Source organism: Hymenobacter sp. PAMC 26628 (assembly GCF_001562275.1).
GTDB lineage: Bacteria > Bacteroidota > Bacteroidia > Cytophagales > Hymenobacteraceae > Hymenobacter.
Map to the genome: position 1 here is coordinate 2322995 of NZ_CP014304.1, position 24328 is coordinate 2347322.

The 24328-nt window shown below is 62.8% G+C and carries 19 protein-coding genes and 1 other RNA gene; 17 read left to right on the plus strand and 3 right to left on the minus strand.

What is annotated here, in order from left to right; genetic code table 11:
* The first annotated feature begins 2 nt into the window (after positions 1–2).
* The 7 genes from accB (at position 3) to AXW84_RS10190 (ending at position 6606) form a co-directional block, all read left to right on the plus strand.
* Positions 3–476: an acetyl-CoA carboxylase biotin carboxyl carrier protein gene (accB, locus tag AXW84_RS10175; RefSeq protein ID WP_068232297.1), complete on the plus strand. Its 474-nt coding sequence runs from the start codon at positions 3–5 to the stop codon at positions 474–476.
* Positions 477–634: 158 nt separating this feature from the next.
* Positions 635–1978, plus strand: coding sequence for an acetyl-CoA carboxylase biotin carboxylase subunit (gene accC / locus AXW84_RS10180; protein ID WP_068232300.1), 1344 nt, complete (start codon positions 635–637; stop codon positions 1976–1978).
* A 17-nt stretch (positions 1979–1995) separates the two neighbouring features.
* Positions 1996–2328: a hypothetical protein gene (locus tag AXW84_RS24780; RefSeq protein WP_157886931.1), complete on the plus strand. Its 333-nt coding sequence runs from the start codon at positions 1996–1998 to the stop codon at positions 2326–2328.
* Positions 2329–2527: 199 nt separating this feature from the next.
* The gene (locus tag AXW84_RS25370; protein ID WP_162268256.1) at positions 2528–2947 is read left to right on the plus strand and encodes a type II toxin-antitoxin system VapC family toxin; all 420 of its coding nucleotides are present in this window, start codon (positions 2528–2530) and stop codon (positions 2945–2947) included.
* A 46-nt stretch (positions 2948–2993) separates the two neighbouring features.
* Positions 2994–5585, plus strand: coding sequence for a cellulase family glycosylhydrolase (locus AXW84_RS10185; RefSeq protein ID WP_071891177.1), 2592 nt, complete (start codon positions 2994–2996; stop codon positions 5583–5585).
* Between the two features lie 178 nt (positions 5586–5763).
* Positions 5764–5925, plus strand: coding sequence for a hypothetical protein (locus AXW84_RS24785; protein WP_157886932.1), 162 nt, complete (start codon positions 5764–5766; stop codon positions 5923–5925).
* 21 nt (positions 5926–5946) lie between these two features.
* Entirely contained in the window at positions 5947–6606 is a 660-nt protein-coding gene (locus AXW84_RS10190; RefSeq protein ID WP_068232305.1) for a T9SS type A sorting domain-containing protein, read from the plus strand.
* A gap of 66 nt (positions 6607–6672) precedes the next feature.
* Here AXW84_RS10190 and AXW84_RS10195 read toward each other — a convergent pair whose 3' ends face one another.
* Positions 6673–7557 carry an alpha/beta hydrolase gene (locus AXW84_RS10195; RefSeq protein ID WP_082773812.1) on the minus strand — a complete coding sequence of 295 codons (885 nt, stop codon included), beginning with the start codon at positions 7555–7557 and terminating at the stop codon, positions 6673–6675.
* Positions 7558–7581: 24 nt separating this feature from the next.
* Positions 7582–8178 (minus strand): hypothetical protein, encoded by a 597-nt coding sequence (locus tag AXW84_RS10200; RefSeq protein ID WP_068232308.1) that lies wholly within the window; start codon positions 8176–8178, stop codon positions 7582–7584.
* Positions 8179–8481: 303 nt separating this feature from the next.
* On the opposite strand from AXW84_RS10200, the gene AXW84_RS10205 reads away from it, so the two are divergent.
* The 4 genes from AXW84_RS10205 (at position 8482) to AXW84_RS10220 (ending at position 15491) form a co-directional block, all read left to right on the plus strand.
* Positions 8482–11523, plus strand: a complete 3042-nt coding sequence (locus AXW84_RS10205) for a SusC/RagA family TonB-linked outer membrane protein (protein WP_068232311.1) — start codon at positions 8482–8484, stop codon at positions 11521–11523.
* A 19-nt stretch (positions 11524–11542) separates the two neighbouring features.
* Positions 11543–13177 carry a RagB/SusD family nutrient uptake outer membrane protein gene (locus AXW84_RS10210; RefSeq protein ID WP_082773813.1) on the plus strand — a complete coding sequence of 545 codons (1635 nt, stop codon included), beginning with the start codon at positions 11543–11545 and terminating at the stop codon, positions 13175–13177.
* A 154-nt stretch (positions 13178–13331) separates the two neighbouring features.
* Positions 13332–14360: a SusE domain-containing protein gene (locus tag AXW84_RS10215; protein WP_068232315.1), complete on the plus strand. Its 1029-nt coding sequence runs from the start codon at positions 13332–13334 to the stop codon at positions 14358–14360.
* 279 nt (positions 14361–14639) lie between these two features.
* Positions 14640–15491, plus strand: a complete 852-nt coding sequence (locus AXW84_RS10220; protein ID WP_068232318.1) for an N-acetylglucosamine kinase — start codon at positions 14640–14642, stop codon at positions 15489–15491.
* Between the two features lie 225 nt (positions 15492–15716).
* On the opposite strand, the gene AXW84_RS10225 is transcribed toward AXW84_RS10220, so the two are convergent.
* On the minus strand, positions 15717–18596 hold the full coding sequence (locus tag AXW84_RS10225) for a DUF4961 domain-containing protein (RefSeq protein ID WP_068232321.1): 2880 nt from the start codon (positions 18594–18596) through the stop codon (positions 15717–15719).
* Positions 18597–18929: 333 nt separating this feature from the next.
* On the opposite strand from AXW84_RS10225, the gene AXW84_RS25840 reads away from it, so the two are divergent.
* From AXW84_RS25840 to fdhA, 6 genes are all read left to right on the plus strand, one after another.
* On the plus strand, positions 18930–20153 hold the full coding sequence (locus AXW84_RS25840) for a Smr/MutS family protein (RefSeq protein WP_068232324.1): 1224 nt from the start codon (positions 18930–18932) through the stop codon (positions 20151–20153).
* Positions 20154–20159: 6 nt separating this feature from the next.
* Positions 20160–20630, plus strand: a complete 471-nt coding sequence (locus tag AXW84_RS10235) for a hypothetical protein (protein ID WP_162268257.1) — start codon at positions 20160–20162, stop codon at positions 20628–20630.
* 17 nt (positions 20631–20647) lie between these two features.
* An RNA gene (gene rnpB, locus AXW84_RS10240) (RNase P RNA component class A) lies at positions 20648–21031 on the plus strand.
* A gap of 130 nt (positions 21032–21161) precedes the next feature.
* The gene (locus AXW84_RS10245; RefSeq protein ID WP_068232329.1) at positions 21162–22325 is read left to right on the plus strand and encodes a sigma-54-dependent transcriptional regulator; all 1164 of its coding nucleotides are present in this window, start codon (positions 21162–21164) and stop codon (positions 22323–22325) included.
* Positions 22326–22570: 245 nt separating this feature from the next.
* Positions 22571–22978, plus strand: coding sequence for a GlcG/HbpS family heme-binding protein (locus tag AXW84_RS10250; protein WP_068232332.1), 408 nt, complete (start codon positions 22571–22573; stop codon positions 22976–22978).
* 48 nt (positions 22979–23026) lie between these two features.
* On the plus strand, positions 23027–24259 hold the full coding sequence (gene fdhA, locus AXW84_RS10255) for a formaldehyde dehydrogenase, glutathione-independent (RefSeq protein ID WP_068232334.1): 1233 nt from the start codon (positions 23027–23029) through the stop codon (positions 24257–24259).
* The last annotated feature ends 69 nt before the right edge of the window (positions 24260–24328 follow it).

Below are 24328 nucleotides of genomic sequence, written 5' to 3' on the forward strand. Positions count from 1 at the left end.
CTATGAAAGCCAAAGAACTACAGGAACTGCTCGATTTCATCGCCAAGTCAGGCCTGAACAAAGTGAACATCGAAACCGACGAATTCAAGATTTCGGTGCAGCGTGACCCCAGCACCAAACAGGTGGTTAGCGTGGCCGCCCCAGCCCCCGCGGCCGCCCCGGCTCCGGCTCCGGCTCCGGCTGCTGCCGTGGCCCCCGCCGCTGGGGCCCCAGCGGCGGCACCAGCGGCCCAGGCCGCCAGCCAAATCGCCCTGAAAGCCCCCATGATCGGCACGTTCTACCGCAGCAACGGGCCCGATTCGCCGGCCTTCGTACAAGTGGGCGACATGGTAGAAAAAGGCCAGGTGATTTGCATCATCGAAGCCATGAAGCTGTTCAACGAGATTGAAGCCGAACAGAGCGGCCGCATCGTGAAGGCGCTGGTGGAAAACGCCACCCCGGTGGAGTACGACCAGCCGCTGTTTCTGATTGAGTAGTTCTTACACGAGTTTTTGTCATCCTGCGCGCCGCGAAGGACCTGAGGGCTTTGAAGCGACTTGTGGTAATTGATGCTGCAAATTGCTCCTTCCGCCAAGGTTTTTCGCGGCGCGCAGGATGACAGTTTTTTACCCCCACCCGAATCTCCCAACGACCCATGTTCAAGAAAATCCTCATTGCCAACCGGGGCGAAATTGCCTTGCGCATCATCCGCACCTGCAAGGAAATGGGCATCAAAACGGTGGCCGTGTACTCGACCGCTGACAAGGAAAGCCTGCACGTGAAGTTTGCCGACGAGGCGGTGTGCATTGGGCCCCCGGCCTCGGCACTCTCGTACTTGAGCATGCCAAACTTGATTGCGGCAGCCGAAATCACCAACGCCGACGCTATTCACCCGGGCTACGGCTTTTTGAGTGAAAACGCGGAATTCTCGCGCATTTGCCAGGAAAACGGCATCAAGTTCATCGGGGCCACGCCCGAGATGATCAACCAGATGGGCGACAAGGCCACGGCCAAGGCCACGATGATCAAGGCCGGCGTGCCGTGCATTCCGGGCTCGGTGGGCCTGCTCGACTCGGTGGAGCAGGGCAAGAAAATCGCGGCCAAAATCAAGTACCCCGTCATCCTCAAGGCCACGGCCGGCGGCGGCGGGCGCGGCATGCGCATCATCCACGGCGACGACGAGTTTCAGAAAGCCTGGGACGACGCCCGCACCGAGTCGAAGGCCGCGTTTGGCAACGACGGCATGTACCTGGAGAAGTACGTGGTGGAGCCCCACCACATCGAGGTGCAGCTCGTGGGCGACCAGTTCGGCCACGTGTGCCACCTCTCGGAGCGCGACTGCTCCATCCAGCGCCGCCACCAGAAGTTGGTGGAGGAGGCCCCCTCCCCGTTCATGACCAACGATTTGCGCGAGCGGATGGGCGCGGCGGCCATCGCCGGGGCCTCGGCCATCGGCTACGAGGGCGTGGGCACAATTGAGTTCCTGGTGGACAAAAACCGGGATTTCTACTTCATGGAGATGAACACCCGCATCCAGGTGGAGCACCCGGTGACGGAGGAAATCATCAACTACGACCTCATCAAAGAACAAATCAAGGTGGCGGCGGGCATCCCGATTTCGGGCAAAAACTATTACCCCAAGATGCACGCCATGGAGTGCCGCATCAATGCCGAGGACTCGCGCAACGGCTTCCGGCCGGCCCCGGGCCGCATCACCACGCTGCACATCCCCGGCGGACACGGCGTGCGCGTGGACACGCACGTGTACGCCGGCTACCAAATTCCGCCCAACTACGACTCGATGATTGCCAAGCTCATCACCGTGGCCCAAACCCGCGAGGAGTGCATCGTGAAGATGAAGCGGGCCCTGAGCGAATTTGTGGTGGAAGGCGTGAAAACGACCATCCCCTTCCACCTCGCCCTGATGGACAACGAGCAGTTCAAGGAAGGTTATTTCACCACGGCTTTTTTAGAGACGTTTGATTTCTCGGTGGTGTAAGCAAATTTGATAAAGCCATGTCACAAAATTCGCAGCTCATCGAAATAGAAGTAAAGCGTGGATTTTGGCTTTATGATGGCGTATTGCGCAAAACCGTAATGATTTTCAGAATCAATTATGACGTGTATTACGAGATTGAAAAAGATGAAGGTTTAGATATGTCGGACGATACTCCTGACTTAAACGAGCAGGGTGAGTCTTATTTAATTCGATGGCCCAGACAAGACTTTGCAGAGAATTCTGGTTCCTTCACTGTTGGCGGGTTGACGTTGAATTCTGCAATTGAAATAGTGGAGCGAACTGTCAGCCAAAAAATTGATTGGATAACAAGTCCTATCTTACTTTCATGACCCCGCACCACCTCACCATCCCCGATGATGCCGATTACCACCAGTTGCTGCGAGTAGCCGCAGCATTGGGCTTATAGGTAACCACTGATGGTACAGTCTCGAAAAAACCGGCGACAACTATGGCGGAGGAAGAGCGCCAGCACCACTTGGCCATCGTCGCTAAGGGCGGCAGCGGTCTGAGCATACCCGACCCAACGGCGTGGCAACGGGAAATTCGTGCAGACCGCCCGCTGCCGGGCCGCGACTAATTGCCTACTTACTTGACAGCAACCTGCTAATTTATTCGGCCGCAGAAACGCATAAGTTTTTGCGGCCCTTGGCATTAAGTAGGCAGAACTTTGCCTCTTTTATTTCCAAGGTTGAAACGTTGGGTTTTCACCGACTAGAAGCGGCAGACGCAATTTATTTCAATTCGCTTTTTGCTATTATTACGCTACTGCCAGTTACACCTAACATCATTGAATCAGCAATACAACTGCGACAACAGCGGCGCATGAGTTTAGGCGACTCGCTGATTGCCGCTACGGCCCTGGAGTTTGACTTGATGCTGGCCACGCGGAACGTTGCTGATTTTGCCTCGATTCCTTCCCTGACTGTCTACGATCCGTTTCAGCAGTAGAGAGCCCCAATGGCTCCGTTACGCCAGGCTCTTTATTGCGCTCTTCATGTTTTCACGGGTTGTTATTCTGTTGCTGGGGGCCCTAGCGGGCCTACTGCTTCCCCAACTGGCTGTGGGCCAAGACGCGCACACCGGCGGCGTATTCGTGGACAAGGCTGGGGTGCTGCGCTGGACGCAAGGTAAGCAGGAAGTGGCCCTGTTTGGGGTGAATTACACCGCGCCGTTTGCCTACTCCTACCGGGCCCTGGGCAAGCTGGGCGTGGACCGGGAGCAGGCCATTCGGCAGGACGTGTACCACCTGGCGCGGCTGGGCGTGGACGCGTTCCGCCTCCACGTGTGGGACGTGGAAATCAGCGACACGCTGGGCAACCTCAAGGAAAACGACCACCTGCGGCTGCTCGACTACCTGGTGGACCAGCTGGAACGGCGCGGCATTAAAATCATCCTCACTCCCATTGCCTATTGGAACAACGGCTACCCGGAAAAGGACACCGGGACGGGCTTTTCGAGCATTTACGGCAAGGGCGAGGCCTACACCAACCCACGCGCGGTGGCGGCGCAGGAGCGCTACCTTACGCAGTTCCTCAACCACCGCAACCCCTACACCAAGCAGCTGATCCGGCAAGACCCGGGCATTATTGCCTTCGAGGTGTGCAACGAGCCGCACTACCACCAGCCCGAGGGCCCCGTGACGGCTTTTGCCGACCGCATGGCCGGGGCCATCCGGGCGACGGGCTGCCGCAAGCCGGTGTTCTACAACATTGCTGAGAGCCCGCAGGTATACAACGCCATTCTGAACGCCAAGGTGGATGGGCTCACGTTTCAGTGGTACCCCGAGGGGCTGGTGGGCGGGCACACGCTGCGCGGCAACTTCCTGCCCTACGTGGACCGCTACCCGATTCCGTACGCTGGCGACCTGCGCTTTAAAAGCAAGGCCAAGATGGCGTATGAGTTTGAGTCGGCCGACGTGGTGCAGCCGGTGATGTACCCTTTTATGGCCCGCAGCTTCCGCACGGCGGGCTTGCAGTGGGCCACCATGTTTGCCTACGACCCGCTGGCCCTGGCCTACGCCAACACCGAGTACCAGACCCACTACCTGAACCTGGCCTACACGCCGGCCAAGGCTATTAGCCTGCTCATTGCGGGGCAGGTGTTCCGGCGCGTGAAGCGGGGAAAAACCTTCAAGGGCTACCCGGCCGACTCGACGTTCGACACGTTCCGGGTGAGCTACCGCGAACAGCTAAGCGAGATGAACACGCCCGAGGCCTTCTACTACACCAATAGTACGGCCACGCGGCCGGCGGCCCCGGCCCAGCTGCGGCACGTGGCGGGCACGGGCTCGTCGGCGGTGGTGCGCTACGGTGGCCTGGGGGCGTATTTCCTCGATTGGCTGGCCCCGGGGGTGTGGCGGCTAGAGGTGCTGCCCGACGCCGTGCCCATCCGCGACCCGTTTGCTAAAACCTCGCTGGCGCAGCCCGTAACGCAGATTTTGTGGAACGACCAGCCATTGCAGCTCGCCCTGCCCGGCCTGGGCGAGAACTACACCTTGCGCGGCGTTAACGAAGGCAACACCGCCCAGACCACTGCCACCGGGGGCCACATCACCGTGCGCCCCGGCGTGTACTTGGTGGCCGCCGCGGGGCAAAACACCGCTGCCTACGGGGCCCAAACGTCGTTTGGCGCCGGCCAGCTGGGCGAGTACGCCGCCCCCGCCCCCACCGACCTGGGGCCCCAGGTGCGGCACACGCCGCCGGCCCAGGCCGGGGCCGGCCAGCCGCTGCGCCTCGAAGCCACCCTCACCGGCGTGGGGCCCCAGGACAGTGTACTGCTTGTGGCCCAGCACTACTACGGCCGCACCCAAACGCTGCCGATGACGGCCACCACCTACGCCACCTACGCCGCCACCGTGCCCGCCGCACTGGTGTACCCCGGCCTGGTGCGGTACTGGCTGGTATTGCGCCACGCTGGGAAACGCCTCACGTTTCCGGGGGCCTTTGCGGGCCAGCCCGGCGACTGGGACTACGCCCATCCCGAGCACTGGGAAGTGCCCATAGTAGCCGCCGGAGCCCCGCTGCCGCTCTTCAGCGCCGGGGCGGACAAGGACCTGACGGAGGCCCACGGCGTGGACAACCAGGGCTGGACCGACTACGTGACCACGCCCGCCGGGGCCCTGGCGCTGCGCCTGGTGCAGGGCCCCGCCTCGGCCAAAAACCCCGCGCCGGCCGCCGGGGCCCCGGTAGCGGCCCTGCGCGCCTACTTGGGCGAGCGGCTGGCCAGCCGCCCGGCCGCCGAGCTGGCGGGCTTCCGCACGGTGGTGGTGCGGGTGCGGCTCGGCGCGGGCGCGGGGGCCCTGCGCCTCAGCCTGGCCACGCGCGACGCCGTGGCCTACACCGCCGAGGTGCCCGTGAGTGGCCCCGATTGGCAGGAAGTGCGCGTACCGCTAGCGGCGTTCCGGCCGGCGCCGCTGCTGCTGGTGCCACGCCCCTACCCGGGCTTTTTGCCGCTCGACTACACTGCCCCCGGGGCCCCGGGGGCCCTAAAGCTGGCCGACGCCGACGTGCTGCAAGTGGTGCTGGGCGCCGCCCCGGCCGGCCCCGCGCCGCTGACGGTGGACCTGGAATCAGTGTCGCTGCAATAGGTTGGGAGAAGTCTCACCGAATAACCAAGGCCATCATGCCGAGCGTAGCCGGAGCATCTCTCCCGCTGAGTAAATAATACTGCCGCGGAGGAGATGCTTCGACTGCGCTCAGCATGACGGCCTCCCCCAAGTGCTATTATCAAGCAATCCTTTGTTTCTCAAACCTACCCAAATTCCCATGAGAATTTTTACTCGTTTAGTAGCGCTGGGGCCCCTGGCGTGGGTCCTGGCGGGCCCCGTCGCGGCCCTCGAAGCCTTCCGCGACGTGCCGCCCGCGGCCGGCCTCGTGTACAACGCGGGGTTTGAGTTCACCGGCGGCACGGCCACGCCCCTGGGCTGAAGCACGGCCTCGACGGCCGGCGTGGACGCCGATTTCACCGAAGAAGGCACCGTGCACGGCGGCCAGCTGCGCCTCACGCACTACAAGACCACGGCCTACCGGGTGCGCACCTACCAACTGCTCAGTAACTTACCCAACGGCACCTACAACCTCAGCGGCTGGGTAACGAGCAGCGGCGGCCAAAACTCCTGCCAACTCTACGCCAACAGCTTTGGGGGCCCCGAGCAGACCGTGGCCGTGCCCACCAGCGCCGGCTCCGTCCAAGTCCAAGTGCCCGGCATCGTGGTGACGAATGGGCAGTGCGAAACCGGCCTGCGCACCGACGCCAACGCCGGCAACTATTGCAGCCTCGACGACGTGACCTTCGCGCCCGCCCAAGCGCTGGCTACCGCGCCCAGCGCCACGGTGGCGGCCGCGGTGCAGCTGTACCCCAACCCCACCGCGGGCACTTTCGCCCTCGCGTTCAGCCTGACCCAGGCGAGCCTGGTGCGCGCGACGTTGCTCACCCTCACCGGCCAGGTAGTGCGTGTGCTGAGCGACGCCGCCCAAGTACCCGCCGGCCCGCACGTGCTGGCACTGGGCACTGGGGCCGCGCTGCCGGCCGGCGCCTATTTGGTACGCCTGGCCTGCGGCAACCAAATAACCGTGCGCAAGCTGTTAGTAAAACAACCCTTCCGCTAACGGTTAGGGCCCCACGCAAAGGAGCGCGCCAGCAGTGGCGCGCTCCTTTGCGTGGGGCCCTAACCGTTAGCGGTGGGCCGGTGGCCGGTCGAACAGCCATTCGTAGGCGGCAGCGAACTCGCGCTGCCAGAACCATTCGCGGTGCTCGCCGTCGGGGGCGGCGTGGTAGGCCACGTGGGCGGTAGGCACGCCCGCGGCGTGCAGCACGTCGCGCCACTGCGCCATCAGGGGCAGCATCGAGCTGTCTTCCTTGGCCCCGGCCACTAGGTAAAACTTGGCAGTGGCTGCCGGCGGGTGCTGCCGCGCGTAGGCCCGCAGCGAATCGTTGCAAACCCAAAAGGCGGGCGAGAAGGCCCCCACGCGCCCGAACACGGCCGGGTAGCGCAGGGCGGCGTACACCGAAATGAGCCCCCCCAGGCTGGAGCCGGCGATGCCGGTATGGGCCGCGTCGGGGCGAGTGCGGTAGTGGCCGTCGATGTAAGGCTTGAGGGTGAGGGCCAGGAAATCGACGTAGGCCGCGCCCTGGCCCCCGGTCTTGATTTTGGGATTGTGCCACGGAATGTACTCGTCGCCCCGGTAGCGGCTGCCGTTGTCCACGGCCACCACGATGCAGCCGGTGGGGTCCTGGCCGCTGACGCGGAGGCGGTCCAGGGCTTCATCTACGCCCCACTCACCGGCGAAGGCCGTGGCGGCATCGAATACGTTTTGGCCGTCGTGCAGGTACAGCACCGGGTAGCGGCGCTGGGGCTGGCGCGCGTAGTCGGCGGGCAGGTACAGCCACACGCGCCGGTGGCGGCCCAGCTGCGGCATGAAAAACGCGGTGTCGAGCACCTGCACCTGGGGGCTGGCCGTGCTGGGGCCCTTGGCGGCGGGATGGCCGGCGCCCCGGGCCCCCAGCACGGCGCAGTGGGCCACCGGGGCCCCGGGCGGCGGAGAACTGATGATGGACATGGTGAAACGGTTTGCCGCGCCGCGCTAGCGCAGGGTAGCCCCGGCGCCGGCCCCGCGCTCCGAGGCGTCAATTTTGCGCAGCGTATAGATGGCCCGCACCGAGTCAATCCCCGGCAGGCCGTTGGTTTGAAAATCGATGCGGTAGCCCTGGCCGGGGGCCACTACGAAGTGGCGGTACTCTTCGGCTGGCTCGCGCACCACGTACAGCTCGCCGGGGGCGGGCACCTTCAGGCGGGCGTAGGTGCTGCGGCCGTCACCGGCGGGGCGGCGCTCGGGGCCCGCCAGCAGGCTGGGGCCCGAGAGACGGAACTTCTGGGCGTCGGTGCCGGGCAGGGCCGGGTTGCTAAGGCCATCGACAAAGATGCCGCGGCGCTGGGCCAGCTCTTCCAGCGTGAGGGTGAGCAGCAGGGGCAGCTGCTGCTTGTCCATCACCAGCTGCTGGGTGGCCTGTCCGGCACCCGGGGCCCGGTAAAAAACCAGCACCGGCTCCGCCAGCCGCACGCGGCTCACGTAGGGCTGCACCTCGCCCGTGGCGGCGCGGCCAGCCCGGGCGCGGGGCGACGACTGGGCCGCGCCAACGACGGGCAGCAAACCCAAAGCGAAGAGTAGCAACGATTTCATGCAGCAAAGAACTTACGCAGTGAGCCGTCAAAGGTAGGCACCGCCCCGCATTACCAAAACCCGTGGCCGCTCCCCGCTCCCGGGGCCCCAGCGGCCACCTATTGCTAACGTTTGCATAACTGGGAACCTGGGTTGGATGACATAGGGTTAAAAAACCATCGATGACCGATAGGATAAAACCAATAAAGCGTACTATATCGCACTTTACTACTGAAAAATAGGTAAATTTGTCACCCCAAAAACGCTGCTTGCCTACTATTTCTTCAACACTAGTTCTTCATTTTTTTACCAACTCCTGTTTCCATGAAACAACCTTACTTAGCAAAACTCTGGGTTTTGCTTTTATTTGCGCTGCTGGGCTTTAGTGCTGAGGCCCAGGCACAAACCGGCTCGGTGAGCGGGCGCGTGCTCGACGAGAAAAACACAGGTATTCCCGGCGCTACTGTGCTGGTGGCAGGTACGTCGCTGGGCGTTTCCAGCGACGTGGACGGCAACTTCCGCATCGCTAATATTCCGGCCGGCCCGCAAACGATTGTACTCACCTTCGTGGGTTACAACGAAGTACGCCGGCCGGTGACCATCGTGGCTGGCCAGGACGTAACGATCAGTGCGGCTCTCTCCGTGAACGCCACCGAGCTGGGCGAGGCCGTGGTGATTGGCTACGGCACCCAGCGCAAGCAGGACGTGACCGGCGCCATTACGACAGTGAACGCTAAGGACTTCGTGCAAGGCCAAGTTACCAACCCCGAGCAGCTGATTCAGGGCAAGGTAGCCGGCGTGCAGATCACGACCGACGGCGGGGCCCCGGGCGCCGGCACCACCATCCGCATCCGCGGGGGTTCGTCGCTGAACGCCAACAACAACCCGCTCATCGTGATTGACGGCGTACCGGTGGACACCCCCAACGGCACGGGCAACTTCGCTGTGGCCGGCGTGTCGAACCCGCTGAGCCTCATCAACCCCAACGACATCGAGACCTACACGGTGCTGAAAGACGCCTCGGCGACGGCCATCTACGGCTCGCGGGCGTCGAACGGGGTAATCCTCATCACCACCAAAAAAGGCAACACGGGCGACAAGCTGACCGTCAACCTGGTGTCCAACACGTCGCTGGCGGCCCGCTATAACTCGGTAGCGGTGCTTTCGGCCGACGAGTTCCGGGCCACGGTGCAGGCGGTAGCGCCCCAGCAAGTGGCTTTGCTCGGTACGGGCAACACCGACTGGCAAAAGCAGATTTTCCGCACGGCCATGACCTACGACAACAACGTGAGCCTGGCCGGCTCGGTGGGCAAGCTGCCCTTTCGCGCCTCTATCGGCAACCTGGAGCAACGCGGCATCCTCATCACCAACAGCCTCATCCGCAACTCGGGCTCGCTGAGCCTGAGCCCTGTTCTGCTCGATAACCACCTGCGGGTGAACGTGAACGTGAAAGGCACCTGGATAGACAACAACTTCGCCGACGCCGGGGCCATCGGCTCGGCGCTGGCCTTCGACCCGACGCAGAACGTATTCAGCGACAACGCCACTTACAGCAACTACTTCCAATACTTGCAAGGCAACGGCACGCCCCAGCAGAACGTGCCCACCAACCCGGTGGCCACGCTCATGCTCCAGCGCAACCGCAGCACCGTGAAGCGCAGCATCGGCAACATTCAGCTCGACTATAAGCTGCACTTCCTGCCCGACCTGCACGCCAACGTGAACCTGGGCTACGACGTGACCCGCGCCACCGGCACCAACCTGGTGGCTGCCAGCTCGGCCGGCTCGTACTTCAACAACCCGCTCGACCCTGCTAACACCACGGCCCGCGGCGGTTCGTTCAACTACTACTCGCAGCAGCGCAACAACAAGCTGCTCGAAGCCTACCTGAATTATACTAAGCAGTTCACCGAAACCAGCCGCCTGGAGCTGCTGGCCGGCTACTCGTACCAGGACTTCGTGACGACGGCCCCGGCCTACGCCAACTATCTAGGCGACGCCACCACGGTGCGTACGCTGGCCGCCAACAACCCGTTCCGCACCCAGTACACCATCCTCTCGTACTACGGCCGGGCCAACCTGACACTCAATAACCGTTACATCTTCACCGGCACGCTGCGTAACGACGCCTCGTCGCGCTTCTCGCCCAGCAACCGCAACGCCCTGTTCCCAGCCGCCTCGTTCGCCTGGCGCCTCAAGGAAGAGAGCTTCCTGAAGGATAGCAAAGCCTTCTCGGACCTGAAGCTGCGCGTGGGCTACGGCATCACCGGCCAGCAGGATGTGGTGGCCGCCGCCGGCAGCGACTACCCCTACATCCAGCGCTTCCAGCAGAACGTGCCCTCGGCCCAGTACCAGCTCGGCGGCGTGTACTACACCCCCTACTCGCCCCTGGGCTACAACAGCAACCTGAAGTGGGAGCAAACCAGCACCTACAACGCCGGCCTGGACTTTGGCTTCTTCGATAACCGCCTCACCCTGAGCGCCGACGCTTACTACCGCAAAACCACCGACTTGCTGGCCGTTATCCCCATCCCGGGCTTGGTGAACTTCACCAACCGGCTGGTATCGAACGTGGGCTCGCTGGAGAACAAAGGCATTGAGCTGAACCTGAACGGCAACGTGGTGCAGAGCGAGCGCATCAACTGGAGTGTGAACGCCAACGCTACCTACAACGTGAACCGCATCCTCTCGCTGGGGCCCCAGGCCGCCGACTTCCAGGGCATTGAGAACACCGGCATTTCGGGCGGCACGGGCACCAACATCGGCAACTACCGCGTGGGCTCGCCCTCGTCGGCCTTCTACGTGTACCAGCAAGCGTACGGCGCCAACGGCAAGCCCGTGGATGGCGTGTATGTGGACACCAACGGCGACGGCAAAATCGACTCCAACGACCGCCGCATCTTCCAGCAGTCGGCCCCGAAAGTGCTGCTCGGCTTCGGTTCGAACCTGAGCTACAGCCGCCTCAGCCTGGCCTTCTCACTGCGTGCCAACCTGGGCAACTACGTGTACAACAACGTAAACGCTAACTTGGGCAACTACCAGGGCATTGTGGGCCAAAACACCTATGTGGCCAACGTGACGCGCGACGCCAACAATACCGGTTTCCTCAACTCCAGCCAGGCCCGGTACTCGTCAGATTACTACATCCAAAACGCCTCTTTCTTGCGTATGGACAACGTAACCCTCGGCTACAACGCCGGTAAAGTGTTGAACGGCAAAGGCAGCCTGCGCTTGAGCGCCGCTGTGCAAAACGTGTTCGTGGCCACGAAGTACACCGGCCTCGACCCCGAGATTCCGAACGGCGTGGACAACAACGTGTACCCGCGCCCCCGCACCTACACGTTTGGCCTGAACCTGAGCATTTAATTTCCCACCCCCGTACGATATGAAAAATATTATTTTTCGGAACGCGGCCGTCCTAGGTTTCACCTCGTCGCTGCTGCTGGTGGCCTCGTCGTGCAACAAGGACCTGGACCGCACCCCCACCTACGACCTGAGCACGGACGCCGTGTTCAAGGACGCGGCCGGCTACCGCACAGTGGCCGCCAAGGCGTACAGCGGCTTTGCCGTGACGGGCCCCGGCGGCCCCGACGCGTCGTCCGGCGACATCCTGGGCATCGACCAGGGCACGTCGGACTATGTGCGCCAGCTGTGGAGCGCCCAGGAGCTGACGACCGACGAGGCCGTTATTCAGTGGGGCGACCCTGGGGTACAGGACTGGCACAACCTGAATTGGACGTCGAGCGGCGTACTGGTGCAGGGCCTGTACAGCCGCATCCTGTACGAAATCACGGTGTGCAACGGCTTCCTGGCCGAGGCCACCGACGACAAGCTCAGCGCCCGCGGCATCACCGGCGCCGACCTGACCGACATCAAGGCCTACCGGGCTGAGGTGCGCTTCCTGCGGGCCCTGGCGTACTACCACGCCATGGACCTGTACGGCAACCCGCCCTTCGCTACCGAAGCTGACCCCATCGGGGGCACCACGCCGCCCAAGCAAACCACGCGCGCCGCGCTCTTCACCTACCTCGAGTCGGAGCTGAAAGCCATTGACGCCGACTTGCTGGCCCCCAGCCAAAACGCCAACCAGTACGGCCGCGCCAACAAAGCCGCCGCCTGGACGCTGCTGGCCAAAATGTACCTGAACGCCCAGGTGTACACGGGCACGGCCCGCTACGCCGACTGCCTGACCTACGCCGCCAAGGTGATTGACACCGGCGGCTACTCGCTGCAAACCACGGCCACGAGCAAGGCCACGGCCTACTCACGCAACTTCCTCATCGATAACAACACGTCGCCGGAAATCATCTTCCCAATTGTGTTCGACGGCAAGCGCACCCAGAGCTACGGCGGCACCACCTTCCTGACCCACGCGGCGGTGGCCGGCACGGCCGACACCAACTGGAACCCGGTGAAGTACGGCATCGGCGGGGGCTGGGGCGGCATCCGCACCACGCCCAAGCTCTACCAGCAATTTACGGACACGGCGTCGGACACCCGCGGCAAGTTCGTGACCGGTGGCCAGACGATGGACGTGATTTCGCAGACGAACTTTTACAACGGCTACGTGCCCATCAAGTTCAAGAACGTCAGCTCGACCGGAGCCGCCGGGGCCGATGCCACGTTTGTGGACACCGATTACCCCATGTTCCGCTTGGCCGACGTGTACCTGATGTACGCCGAAGCTGCCGTGCGCTCGAACGCCAACCTGCCCCAGGCCCTCACCTACGTGAACCTGATCCGCAGCCGGGCCTACAGAAACACCACAGCCGGCAACATCACCGCCAGCGCCCTCACCACGGATTTCATCCTGAACGAGCGCTCGCGCGAGCTGTACTGGGAAGGCACCCGCCGCACCGACCTCATCCGCTACGGCCGCTTTACCACCGCGGCCTACCTCTGGCCCTGGAAAGGGGGTGTGGCCGCTGGCACTAGTGTGCCCGACACCCGCAACCTGTTCCCAATTCCGTCGTCGGACCTGAGCGTGAACCCCAACCTGGTGCAGAACCCCGGGTACTAATTGCTTTTAGTTTTCCCGGCCTTCGCCCGGCCCTCTTTGGGGCCCCGGGCGGGGCCGGGGAAACATTTTTTATCATTCCCACTCCCACACATTTACTTCCATGAAAAACTGGTTTACCCAAGCAGTTGGTTTAGGGACCATCGCACTACTTGGCTTGGCATCCTGTAAAAAGGATGAGACGCAGGCCACTATTGCCCCCGCTAACGCGGCCACGCTGACCGCTTCTACCGCGAACGTGGTGCTGAAAAGCGTTAACGGTACGCAAACTGCGGTGACGTACACGTGGTCGCCCATTACGTTCACCTGGGGCGGCACCGAATCAACGGCTTACTCCCCGGCCCTCACCTATTCGTTGCAGTTCGACAAAAAGGGCAACAACTTTGCTTCGCCCGTGTCCGTCGATGCCGGGAGCGGTCCCACCAAAACGTTTACCGTTGCCAGCTTGAACAGCAGCCTCATCAGCCTCGGCTTAGCGCCCGAAGCGGCAACCGATGTGGAAGTGCGGCTGAAGGCTACCTACGCCAGCAACGTCGCGCCCCTGTACTCGCCGACGCTGGCCCTCAACGCGACGCCGTATTCAACCGAGCTGTACATATCGAGCAGCTTGAGCAACGACCTGGCAATGGCCCCCAAGTTGTTAGAAATTGACGGTAAGCCCCGGCAGTACCAGGGCTACGTTTACTTCGGCGGTACTTCGGCGTCTACCTTCAAAGTGACGAACACGCGGGCAGCCAACGGTACCGTGTACGGCAACACCGGCACGGCCGCCATTGCGGCGCAGCCGGCTGGCACGGCTGCTACCGGCAGCTTGGCCTCGCCGGGCAGTAGCTTTTCGGTGGCCCCGGGTTTTTATTTGGTACAGATTAATTTGAGCAACATGACGTGGTCGGCCACCCCCACCACGTGGGCAGTCATTGGGGCGGCAACGCCGAAGGGCTGGGACGGGGACACGCCGATGACCTACGACGCCGCCAAAAAAGTGTGGACGGTGACCACCACCCTCACGAATGACCAATTCAAGTTCCGCGCAAATGGCGCCTGGAGTGTGAACCTGGGCAATGCCAAGCCAGTGAACGGTTATTTGGCGCCAGACGGCGACAACCTGCAATCCCCGGGCGCGGGCAAGTATACCATCATGCTGGATCTGAACGATATAACCAAGCCAAAGTATAGCGTCCAGTAGTCGTTTTTAATTCATCGGGCCTTTCTTCTGAAATGCTTTAGATAAGAGATAGGGCCCCGGTAGCAGCGCCGTCACCACGGCTGGTACCTACACCATCAAGCTCGACATTGCCAACCAGAAATACACCATCACCAAATAATTCCTGTTTGGTTTTACTCCCGCACAAAAGGCCGCTCCATCGAGCGGCCTTTTTTTGTGGTTGGGGCCCTAGCGAACTGGGCCCGCGGCGGCTTGCCCCAAATTCCTTACTTTCGCGGTCCCACACTTTTATTTTCTCGCATGATTCTCATTGCCGACGGCGGCTCTACCAAGTGCAGCTGGTGCCAGCTCGACGACGCCAACCAGCGCGTCTACTTCAACACGGAGGGCTACAACCCCGATTTCATCGACACGCCCGGCATCGTGCGCTCGCTCGACCAGAACCTGCCCGACACGCTGCCCCGCGGCGAGGTGCGCGAAATCCACTTCTACGGCGCCGGGGTATCGTCGCCGGCCAAGGCCGCCATCATCAGCAACGCCCTCAGGCAGCTGTTTCCGAACGTGCGCACGGTAGAGGTGACCGAGGACCTGCTGGCGGCGGCCCGCGCCCTGCTGGGCCGGGGCCCCGGCTTCGCTGCCATCCTGGGCACGGGCACCAACTCGTGCCTCTACGACGGCAAGAAGATTACTTACAACGTGGATTCGCTCGGGTACTTTCTGGGCGACGAAGGGTCGGGCTCGTTCATTGGCAAGCGCCTGATGCGCGACTACCTGCGCGGCCTGCTGCCCGACGGCTTGCAGGGCGCCTTCCGCGAGGCCTACCAGCTGGGCGAGCGCAACGACATCCTCGACCGCCTTTACAACCAGCCGCTGCCCAACCGCTTCCTGGCCAGCTTCGCCAAGTTCACCTACGACCACAACAACGTGAGCTACTGCCGCGAAATCGTGCTGCAAAGCTTCGAGGCGTTCTTTCAGAACATCGTGCTCCACTACCCGCGCTTCCAGGACTATACGTTCAACTGCATTGGCTCGGTGGCCTACAACTTCCGCGACGCCCTTACCCAGGTGGCCAACAGCCACGGCATGGAGGTGGGCAAAATCATCCGCTCCCCCATCGACGACCTGGTGGAGTACCACGTCACCAAAGACTAGGGCCCCGGGGCCCCGCACACAAAAAAGGCGGCCCCTGCGGGTCGCCTTTTTTGTGCTGTTCCGAATGATTGTTAAGTCCAGAACAACGAATTATCAACGGTCATGCTGAGCGCAGCCGAAGCACCTCTGCTGCCCAACTAATCAGGGTTACTGCTGTGGGAGAGATGCTTCGGCTGCGCTCAGCATGACCGTTCCTATGATTTCCTTGGTTTTCTAACGCGACGTTTAGTGCTGCACCAGCAGGCGGGCAGTTTGCTGCTGGCCAGCGGCTTGGAGGCGCACCAGGTACACGCCGTTGGCCAGGTTGGCGGTGGGCACGGCCAGGTCGTGGGGCCCCGCGGCCTGGCGGCCGGCGGTGGGCACGGTAGCCACCGCGGCGCCAAGCACGTTGCAGATGGTAAGGCTGACGGCCGCCGCGGCGGGCAGCTCGTAGTGCAGCGTGGCTGCGCCAGCGGCGGGGCTCGGGAAGGCCGCTAGGCGGAACGCGGCGGTGGTTTGGGGCCGGGCAGCAAGTACGGTGCCGGTGCTGGAATTGATGGGCTTCGAGGTGTACACGGCGTACTCGCCGGGCTGGAGCGTCAGGGGCGCGTTCACGTCCGTCACGGCGCGGCTGGTGCCGGTGAGGTAGTTGTACCACGTGCCGGCGCTCTGGAAAGCGGGCACCACGGTCTGGGTTACCACGTCGAAGTTGCCCACCACGGTCACGCTCAGGTTGGCGTCGGAAAGGTGCACGAGCTTGGTGGCGCCGGTCATCTGCTGGTCATAAGCGGTGGGGTTGGCGAACACGGGCTGCGTTTTCTTCAGCGCAATCAGGCTGCGGTACACGTTGAACAGGTTGCGGCGCTCGGCTACGTTCTCGTAGTCCCAGCGGATGGGCTTGCCGGCCGTGCGGCAGTCGTTGGTCACCGTGCCGTCAGGGCAGCGGTTGATAGTAAAGTCGTACCCAACTTCGCCAAACTGCCACACCAGCTTGGGCCCCGGCACGGTGAAGAAGAACGCCGCCGCCTCGCCGATGCGGGCCATGGAGGTCGCAAAATCCTTGGTGCTGTACGTGCCCGAGGCTTTGCCGTAGGCCGCGTTCTTAAAGGCCAGGCGCTCCTCGTCGTGGCTTTCCATGTAGGTCACCAGGTTCGGGTTGTTGAAGCCGCGGGTTTTGTAGTAGCCGCGGCTCAGGTCCGAGGTACTCACGTAGCCCATCGTGGCCTCGGTGTAGCTGTAGTTCATGTTGCCCCACAGCATAAAGCCGGTATTTGAGAGCACGGTTTCTTCGTCGTCGTCGGCAAAATGCTCCAGAATGGGGTACAGGGTGGGGTCGGTGGCTACCAGCGTGTTGTAGTAGTCTTTCCAGATGTCGATGCGCGACTGGTCGTAGTGCCCCCACGCGGCCACGTCGGTGCCCGAGTTTTTCTGGGTAAAGCCCTTGGCTAAATCGAAGCGGTAGCCGTCGACGTGGTATTCCTGGAGCCAGAACTGCATTACCTTCTTGCTGAAGTACCTGGTGTAGGGGCTCTCGTGGTTCAGGTCGTTGTACACGCTGTAGGGGTGCGGGGCCGTCACGTTGAACCACGGGTTGTTGGCGGCGGGGTTGTTGCCGTTGGCGTAGAGCTGGAACATGGGGCTCTGGCCCGTGGAGTGGTTCAGCACCATGTCGAGCACCACGGCAATGCCGCGGCGGTGGCACTCGTCGATGAATTGCTTGAGGGCCGTTTTGGTGCCGTAGTATTTGTCGGGGGCGAAGTAAAAATCGGGGCTGTAGCCCCAGTTGTCGTTGCCGTCGAACTCGTTGATGGGCATCAGCTCGATGGCATTCACGCCCAGGCGCTGCAAGTAGCCCAGCGTGTCGCGCAGGGTTTGGTAGTTGTGGGCCCCTACGAAGTCGCGCACCAGCAGCTCGTAGGTTACCAGATTGGTGCGGGCGGGGCGCTGGAAGTTGGTGGTTTGCCACGCGTAGGCGGCCTGGTTGCTTTGCAGCACCGACACGATGCCCGTGGTTTTGCCGGTCGGGTAGGCCTTCAGGCTGGGGTACGTGGCGGCCGGAATGTACTGGTCGTCGTTCGAGTCCAGGATTTTCTCGCAGTACGGGTCAGCCACGCGCAGCTGCCCGTCCACCAGAAACTGGTAGGCGTATTCCTGGCCCGGTGTGAGGCCGTCAATTTGCACCCACCAGCGGCCAGTGGCGGCCACCGTGGCAGGCGTGGCGCTCAGGTTGTCGGCCGTCTGGTTCATGAAGCCCGCCGTGGTCGGCTGCCAGTTGTTGAACTCGCCCAGCACGTACACGAACTGCTTACCCGGCGCGCTCAGGCTCAGGATGGCCGATGCGCCGCCGTTGATATAGGTGATGCCATCGGGGCGGGCCCCGGCGGGCAGCGCGGCTGTGGCCGGCGCGGCCGGGCGCACCACCAGCGTCTGGGTGTCTTCCACGGTTTGGCCGCCGTCGGTGGCCGTCAGGCGCAGCACGTTGGCGCCGGTTTGGGTGATGGTCACGGTGGCGCTCAGGGCCGTGGCGTTGGCCTGCTGGGCCACCTGCGTGCCGTTGAGGTACAGCGTGAGCGTGGCGGCGGCCGAGGCCGTGCCGGCCACGGCCACTTGCTGGTTCAGGGCCACAAACTGCGGGTTGCCGGCGGTGGCGGGCACCGGCTGCGTGATGCGCACGGCCAGGGCGGCCACTTGCGCGTCCACGAAAATATCGGCCCCGCCGGTGGCGCGCCCCGATTTTGTGCCGTCGCCGCTGCGGAAGAGCATGGCCAGCTTCAGGAGCTGGTCGGTGGCGGCTAGGCCGTAGAACGCCCGCGGTGTGAAGGTGATGGTGTACTTGTCGCCACCCAACGCCGTCATCAGCGCGGCCGGGTCGGGCTGGTTGAAGTTAACCCGGGGGCCCCCTTTCCAGTCGCCCTGGTTGACGCTTTTGTCGGTTACGGCCCCGGTCCAGATGTACACCGGCCCAGTAAAGCCCGCCAGGCCAGCGTTGCCCTGCGTGGCGTCGAAGGTCAGGGTAACGGGCGTGTCAGCGGTAAAGAACGTGGGCTGCACCGTGACTACTTGCGCCCGGGTGGCTAGCACCGTCAAGCTCAGTAGTAACCCTCCAAAGAGTCGAAGTATTTTCATGAATGTTGAATTAAGAAGACTAAAAGCAATAATTTCATTATTGGTAACGATTGCATCTTTATGCAAAGGTAGGCGCTCTGCAGAACTAGCCGACGATTTATTTGCCCTTTACGCAGGCTTAGCGATGCTTTTTCGCGCGGTAATGGCCCCGGTATCTGGCGCTTGGCGGCGATTTATGCGTATAGCCGTTTAGCCCAATTAGGGGCCCCGGCTGGCCGGGCGCAACCCGTTCGCCCCCCGTGCCGCGTATTTTTACCGATTCAACCCTTTGCGGGGCGCGCCCGGACTTTCCCCAGCGCCGCCGCTCCGCTCCCAATTTCTGCCCCGAATACTATGAACGTAGGAGATAGAGTACGCCTGCTTACCGGCACCGAAGAAGGCATCGTAACCCGCCTGCTCGACAGCGAGCTGGTGGAAGTGGCCATCGACAACGATTTCACCATTCCCGTGCTGCGCCGCGAAGTGGTGGTGGTGGCCGCCGACGAAAGCAAAAACTTCAACCGCGCCGCCCCCACCTACGGCCCCGGCCAGCAGCCCGGCCGCAACGCCAACGCCAGCAAGAAAGACCGCAGCCAGGTACCCAAGCCCACGGCGGCCAACGCCGCCAAGGCCACCCCCACCCTGGCCGAGGCCCTGGCCGCCGTGGCCAGCAGCGGCCCCGCCGCGGCCAAGGCCCCCGGCGGCAAGGTGCCGTCGGCCGGCGCGGCCCCGGCCGCCAAGGGCCTGTTCCTGGCCTTGGTGAACCAGTCGCCCGAGCTGCTGGGCGTCACGCTTATCAACAACACCGAAGGCGACGTGCTGTACACCTACGGCGAGGAAACCTCGGCCCGCCCCTACCGGGCCCTGGCCGCCGGCCAGCTGGGCCCCAAAGCCAGCACCAAGCCCCTGGCGTTTCTGCACCTGAAGGACTTTGAGACCTGGCCCGCCGCCGTGGTGCAGTTCCTGCCCCACCGCCACAACGGCGACGCGGCCTACGAGCTCATCAACAAGCGCCAGGGCTTCAAGGCCAGCACGTTTTACTCGAGCCGCCGCCCGGCCCCGGTCATCGGCGCCGATGCGTACCTGTTCCAGCTCGACGAGAAAGCCGCCGCCGCCATCGCCCCCGAGCAGCTCGCCCAGGAGGCCCCCGCCACGCCCGCGCCCGAAGCCGCCAAGGCCCCGGCCGGCATCGACGCGGCGGCCCTGCGCGCCCAACTCACCGGCGACGCGCCCGCCAAACCGGCCGCCATTGTGGCTGCCGCGGCCCCCAAGCCCGCCGCGCCCGTGGTGGCCCCGCCCCACGAGTTCGACCTGCACTTCGAAGCCCTGCGCCCCGACAACGCCGAGGAACTGAGCAACACCGCCATCTTGCGCATCCAGCTCGACGCCTTCGAGGACGCCCTGGTGCGGGCCCTGGCCACCAACATGCACGAAATCGTGTTCATCCACGGCATGGGCAACGGCACGCTCCGCAAGGAAATCCACCGCCAGCTCAGCCGCAACAAGGACATCAAGTTCTTCGAAGACTCGCGCAAAGAGAAGTTCGGCTACGGCGCCACGCTGGTGCGGCTGAAGTAGCTGCTGGTGTTTAATTCGCCAAGTAAAAAGTCATTTCTAATGCTGTGTGATCTTAGATTTTCAGCCAAGGACTTTGACATCGATGACGCGGTTGCGATGCTTCATTTTAAACCTTACCGTATTTGGCGACAAGGCGAAATAGCCAATGGGAGAACCAACAAAATATTTCCTGATTCTGGATTTTTAGTTGCCGCTAGCGAAACAGATTTCAATTTTTTTCAGCAACAAATTACCGACGTCATTGCCTTTGCAACGGTTCATCAAGATGACCTTCAAAAAGTCAAAGGCCTGATGGAAAAGTCAAGGGAACCCAGCTTGTGGTTTGACTTTGGAATAGAAACCCGCATGTTCAACGTCGGTGTGCAAATAGATTTTTTGCCAGTTGAATTACTCGCGCTCTGTGCAAAAATTAATGCAGGCATTAAGATAACCCAATACCATCCGTCTAGTGAAGGGGGCGAAGAGAGTACGGATTGATTCTACCTTTGCCGCAAGCAGTGCGCCACTCCACCGCGGCGGGGCAACCCGGCGAGGAAAGTCCGGGCAACGCAGGGCACCCTGCTTCCTAACGGGAAGGACCGGCCAATCGGGCCGGGACAGCCAGTGCCACAGAAAATAACCGCCCGCAAGGGTAAGGGTGAAAAGGTGCGGTAAGAGCGCACCAGCGGGCGGGTAACCGACCCGGCTGGGTAAACCTCAGGGGTTGAAAGACCAAATAAGCGGACACGCGCGCTGGCTTCGGCCGGCGGGCAACGGGCGGCCCGCCCGGGTCCGCGGGTAGGTCGATGGAGCCTTTCCGCGAGGACTGGCCTAGATAAATGGTGGAGACGGGGCCCCCGGGCCCCGGACAGAACCCGGCTTACCGGCGCATTGCCTAGTTTTGGCGGCCGCTCCTGCTTCGGCGGGGGCGGCCGTTTTTTTATTTAAGCGGAACTTAAGACCCCGCCGCATGCAAAGCGCGTAAGTCTTCGTTCTTGCTGCTTACCCTTTCCTGCCATCCGCCTGCCCATGCCGCGCATCCTCATCATCGACGACGAAAAAGCCATCCGCAACACGCTGAAGGAGATTTTGGAGTTTGAAAGCTACACCGTGGACCAGGCCGAGGACGGCCCCGCGGGCCTCGACTTGCTCATCCAGCACAAGTACGACCTGGTGCTCTGCGACATCAAGATGCCTAAAATGGACGGCCTGGAGGTGCTCAGCCGCGCCCAGACGCTGGCCCCCGACACGGCCTTCATCATGGTGTCGGCCCACGGCAACATCGAAACCGCCGTGGAAGCCACCAAGAAAGGTGCCTACGACTTCCTGCCCAAGCCGCCCGACCTCAACCGCCTCCTCATCACGGTGCGCAACGCCCTGGACCGCACCAAGCTGGTGACGGAAACTAAAACCCTGAAAAAGAAGCTCTCCGTCACCAAAGGCTCGGCTATGATCGGCTCGTCGGCGGCGCTGGGGGCCGTGCGCAAGGCCATTGAGAAGGTAGCGCCCACCGACGCCCGCGTGCTCATCACGGGGCCCAACGGGGCGGGCAAGGAGATGGTGGCCCGCCAGCTGCACGAGCTCAGCCCCCGCGCCCAGGGCCCCATGGTGGAGGTGAACTGCGCCGCCATCCCATCGGAGCTCATTGAGAGCGAGCTGTTTGGCCACGAGAAAGGCTCGTTCACCTCGGCCGTGAAGCAGCGCATCGGCAAGTTCGAGCAGGCCGACGGCGGCACGCTGTTCCTCGACGAAATCGGCGACATGAGCCTCTCGGCCCAAGCCAAGGTGCTGCGCGCCTTGCAGGAAAGTAAAATCACCCGCGTGGGCGGCGAAAAAGAGATTTCGGTGAACGTGCGCGTGCTGGCCGCCACCAACAAGGACCTGCTCCAGGAAATTGCCGACCGCAACTTCCGCGAAGACCTCTACCACCGCCTCTCGGTCATTCTCATTCAGGTGCCGGCCCTCAACGACCGCCGCGAGGACATTCCCGACCTCATCCAGAAATTCCTGGCCGACATCGCCGCCGACTACGGCAACAAAGCCAAGAAAATTGACGCCGGGGCCCTAAAATACCTGCAAGGGCTGGACTGGCGCGGCAACATCCGCGAGCTGCGCAACGTAGTCGAGCGCCTCGTCATCATGAGCGACGACACCGTGACGGAAGCCGACGCCAAGGCCTTCGCCGGCAAGTAGCCCGCGCCGGGGCCCTGGCGGCCCGCGCGCTCAACCCAAACCGCCCCGGCCAACCCGCCGGGGCTTTTTGCTGGCCGCGGGCGGCGCTTGCGTGGGGCCCCTGGCCCTGTGCTATTGTCGCAAAATATTTTGGCATTGTCGCATTTAGGGGCCCCTGGGCCAACCCGGGCCACGAAAAACCGGTTAGGATAGCGGACAGATGCTGTTTCTGTCCGTTCCACTCCACCTTATTTTTTCCTAACCTTATGGGTATCACCCTCGAACAAGCGCAGGCCGCCATTCAAGCAGCGCACCAAAAATCGCTCGAGCTGGGCGTCAAAATGAACATTGCCGTGGTTGACGCCGGGGCCAACCTCGTGGCCTTCGCCCGCATGGACGATGCCTGGCTCGGTTCGCTCGACATCGCCATCAAGAAAGCTAAAACGGCCCGCTTCTTCGACATGCCGACCGGCGACCTGGGCAAGGCGTCGCAGCCCGGGGGCCCGCTTTTCAACATCGAAGTCTCCAACGGGGGCCTCATCACCTTCCCCGGCGGCCTGCCCATTAAGGATGGCAGCGGGAAAGTCGTCGGGGCCATCGGCGTGTCGGGCGACTCGGTCGAGAACGACCACACCGTGGCCGAAGCCGGCCGTGTAGCCGTGGCCGACCGCTAGTCGTGGGGCCCAGCGCCCGGCAGTCTTTCCCACCCAACTCCCAACAACATGGCCACCAACAGAGGCGTCGTTTATTTGGGCCCCGGCAAAGTCGAGGTGCAAAGCATTGATTTTCCGGAATTAAAAAATCCCAAGGGCAAGAAAATCACCCACGGGGTCATCCTCAAAGTAGTGTCCACCAACATCTGCGGCTCCGACCAGCACATGGTGCGCGGCCGCACCACGGCCCCGGCGGGGCTGGTGTTGGGCCACGAAATCACGGGCGAAGTGGTGGAAACCGGCGAAGACGTGGAGTTCCTGAAAAAAGGGGATTTGGTGTCGGTGCCCTTCAACGTGGCCTGCGGCCGCTGCCGCACCTGCAAGGAGATGAAAACCGGCATCTGCCTGACCGTGAACGAGGGCCGCGCCGGTGGCGCCTACGGCTACGTGGACATGGGCGGCTGGGTAGGCGGCCAAGCAGAATACGTGCTGGTGCCGTACGCCGATTTCAACCTGCTCAAGTTCCCGAATAAGGACCAGGCGATGGAGAAAATCCGCGACCTGACCATGCTGAGCGACATTTTTCCGACCGGTTTTCACGGCGCTGTGAAGGCCGGCGTGGGCCCCGGCACTACGGTGTACGTGGCCGGCGCGGGCCCCGTGGGCCTGGCCGCCGCCGCTTCGGCCCAGCTGCTGGGCGCGGCCGTGGTGATTGTGGGCGACATGAACAAGGCGCGCCTGGCGCACGCCCGCTCTTTCGGCTGCGAAACGGTGGACCTGAACGAGGACGCCAACCTGGCCGACCAGATTGCGGACATCCTAGGCGTGCCCGAAATTGACTGCGCCATCGACTGCGTGGGTTTCGAGGCCAGCGGCCACGGCGCGCAAGCCAAAACCGAAGTGCCCGCCGCGGTGCTCAACTCGCTCATGGAAATCACCCGGGCGGGCGGCGCCATCGGCATCCCCGGCCTGTACGTGACCGACGACCCCGGCGCAACGGATAAAGCCGCCAAAACGGGCAACCTGTCCATCCGCTTCGGCCTGGGCTGGGCCAAGAGCCACTCCTTCCACACCGGCCAAACGCCGGTGATGAGCTATAACCGCCAGCTCATGCAGGCCATCTTGTACGACAAAGTGCAGATTGCCAAGGCGGTGAACGTGGAAATCATCAGCCTCGACGACGCTCCCAAAGGATACGCCGAGTTCGACAAGGGCGTGGCCCGGAAGTTCGTCATCAACCCGCACAACCTGATTCCGGACGTGAAAAAGGCCAAAGCCGCTAAGGAAACGGCGGTGGCTTAACCCTGTTTCAAATCTGCTAATCCAGCCGGGTGGCCCAATGGGCGGCCCGGCTGTTTTGGTTTTGCAGGG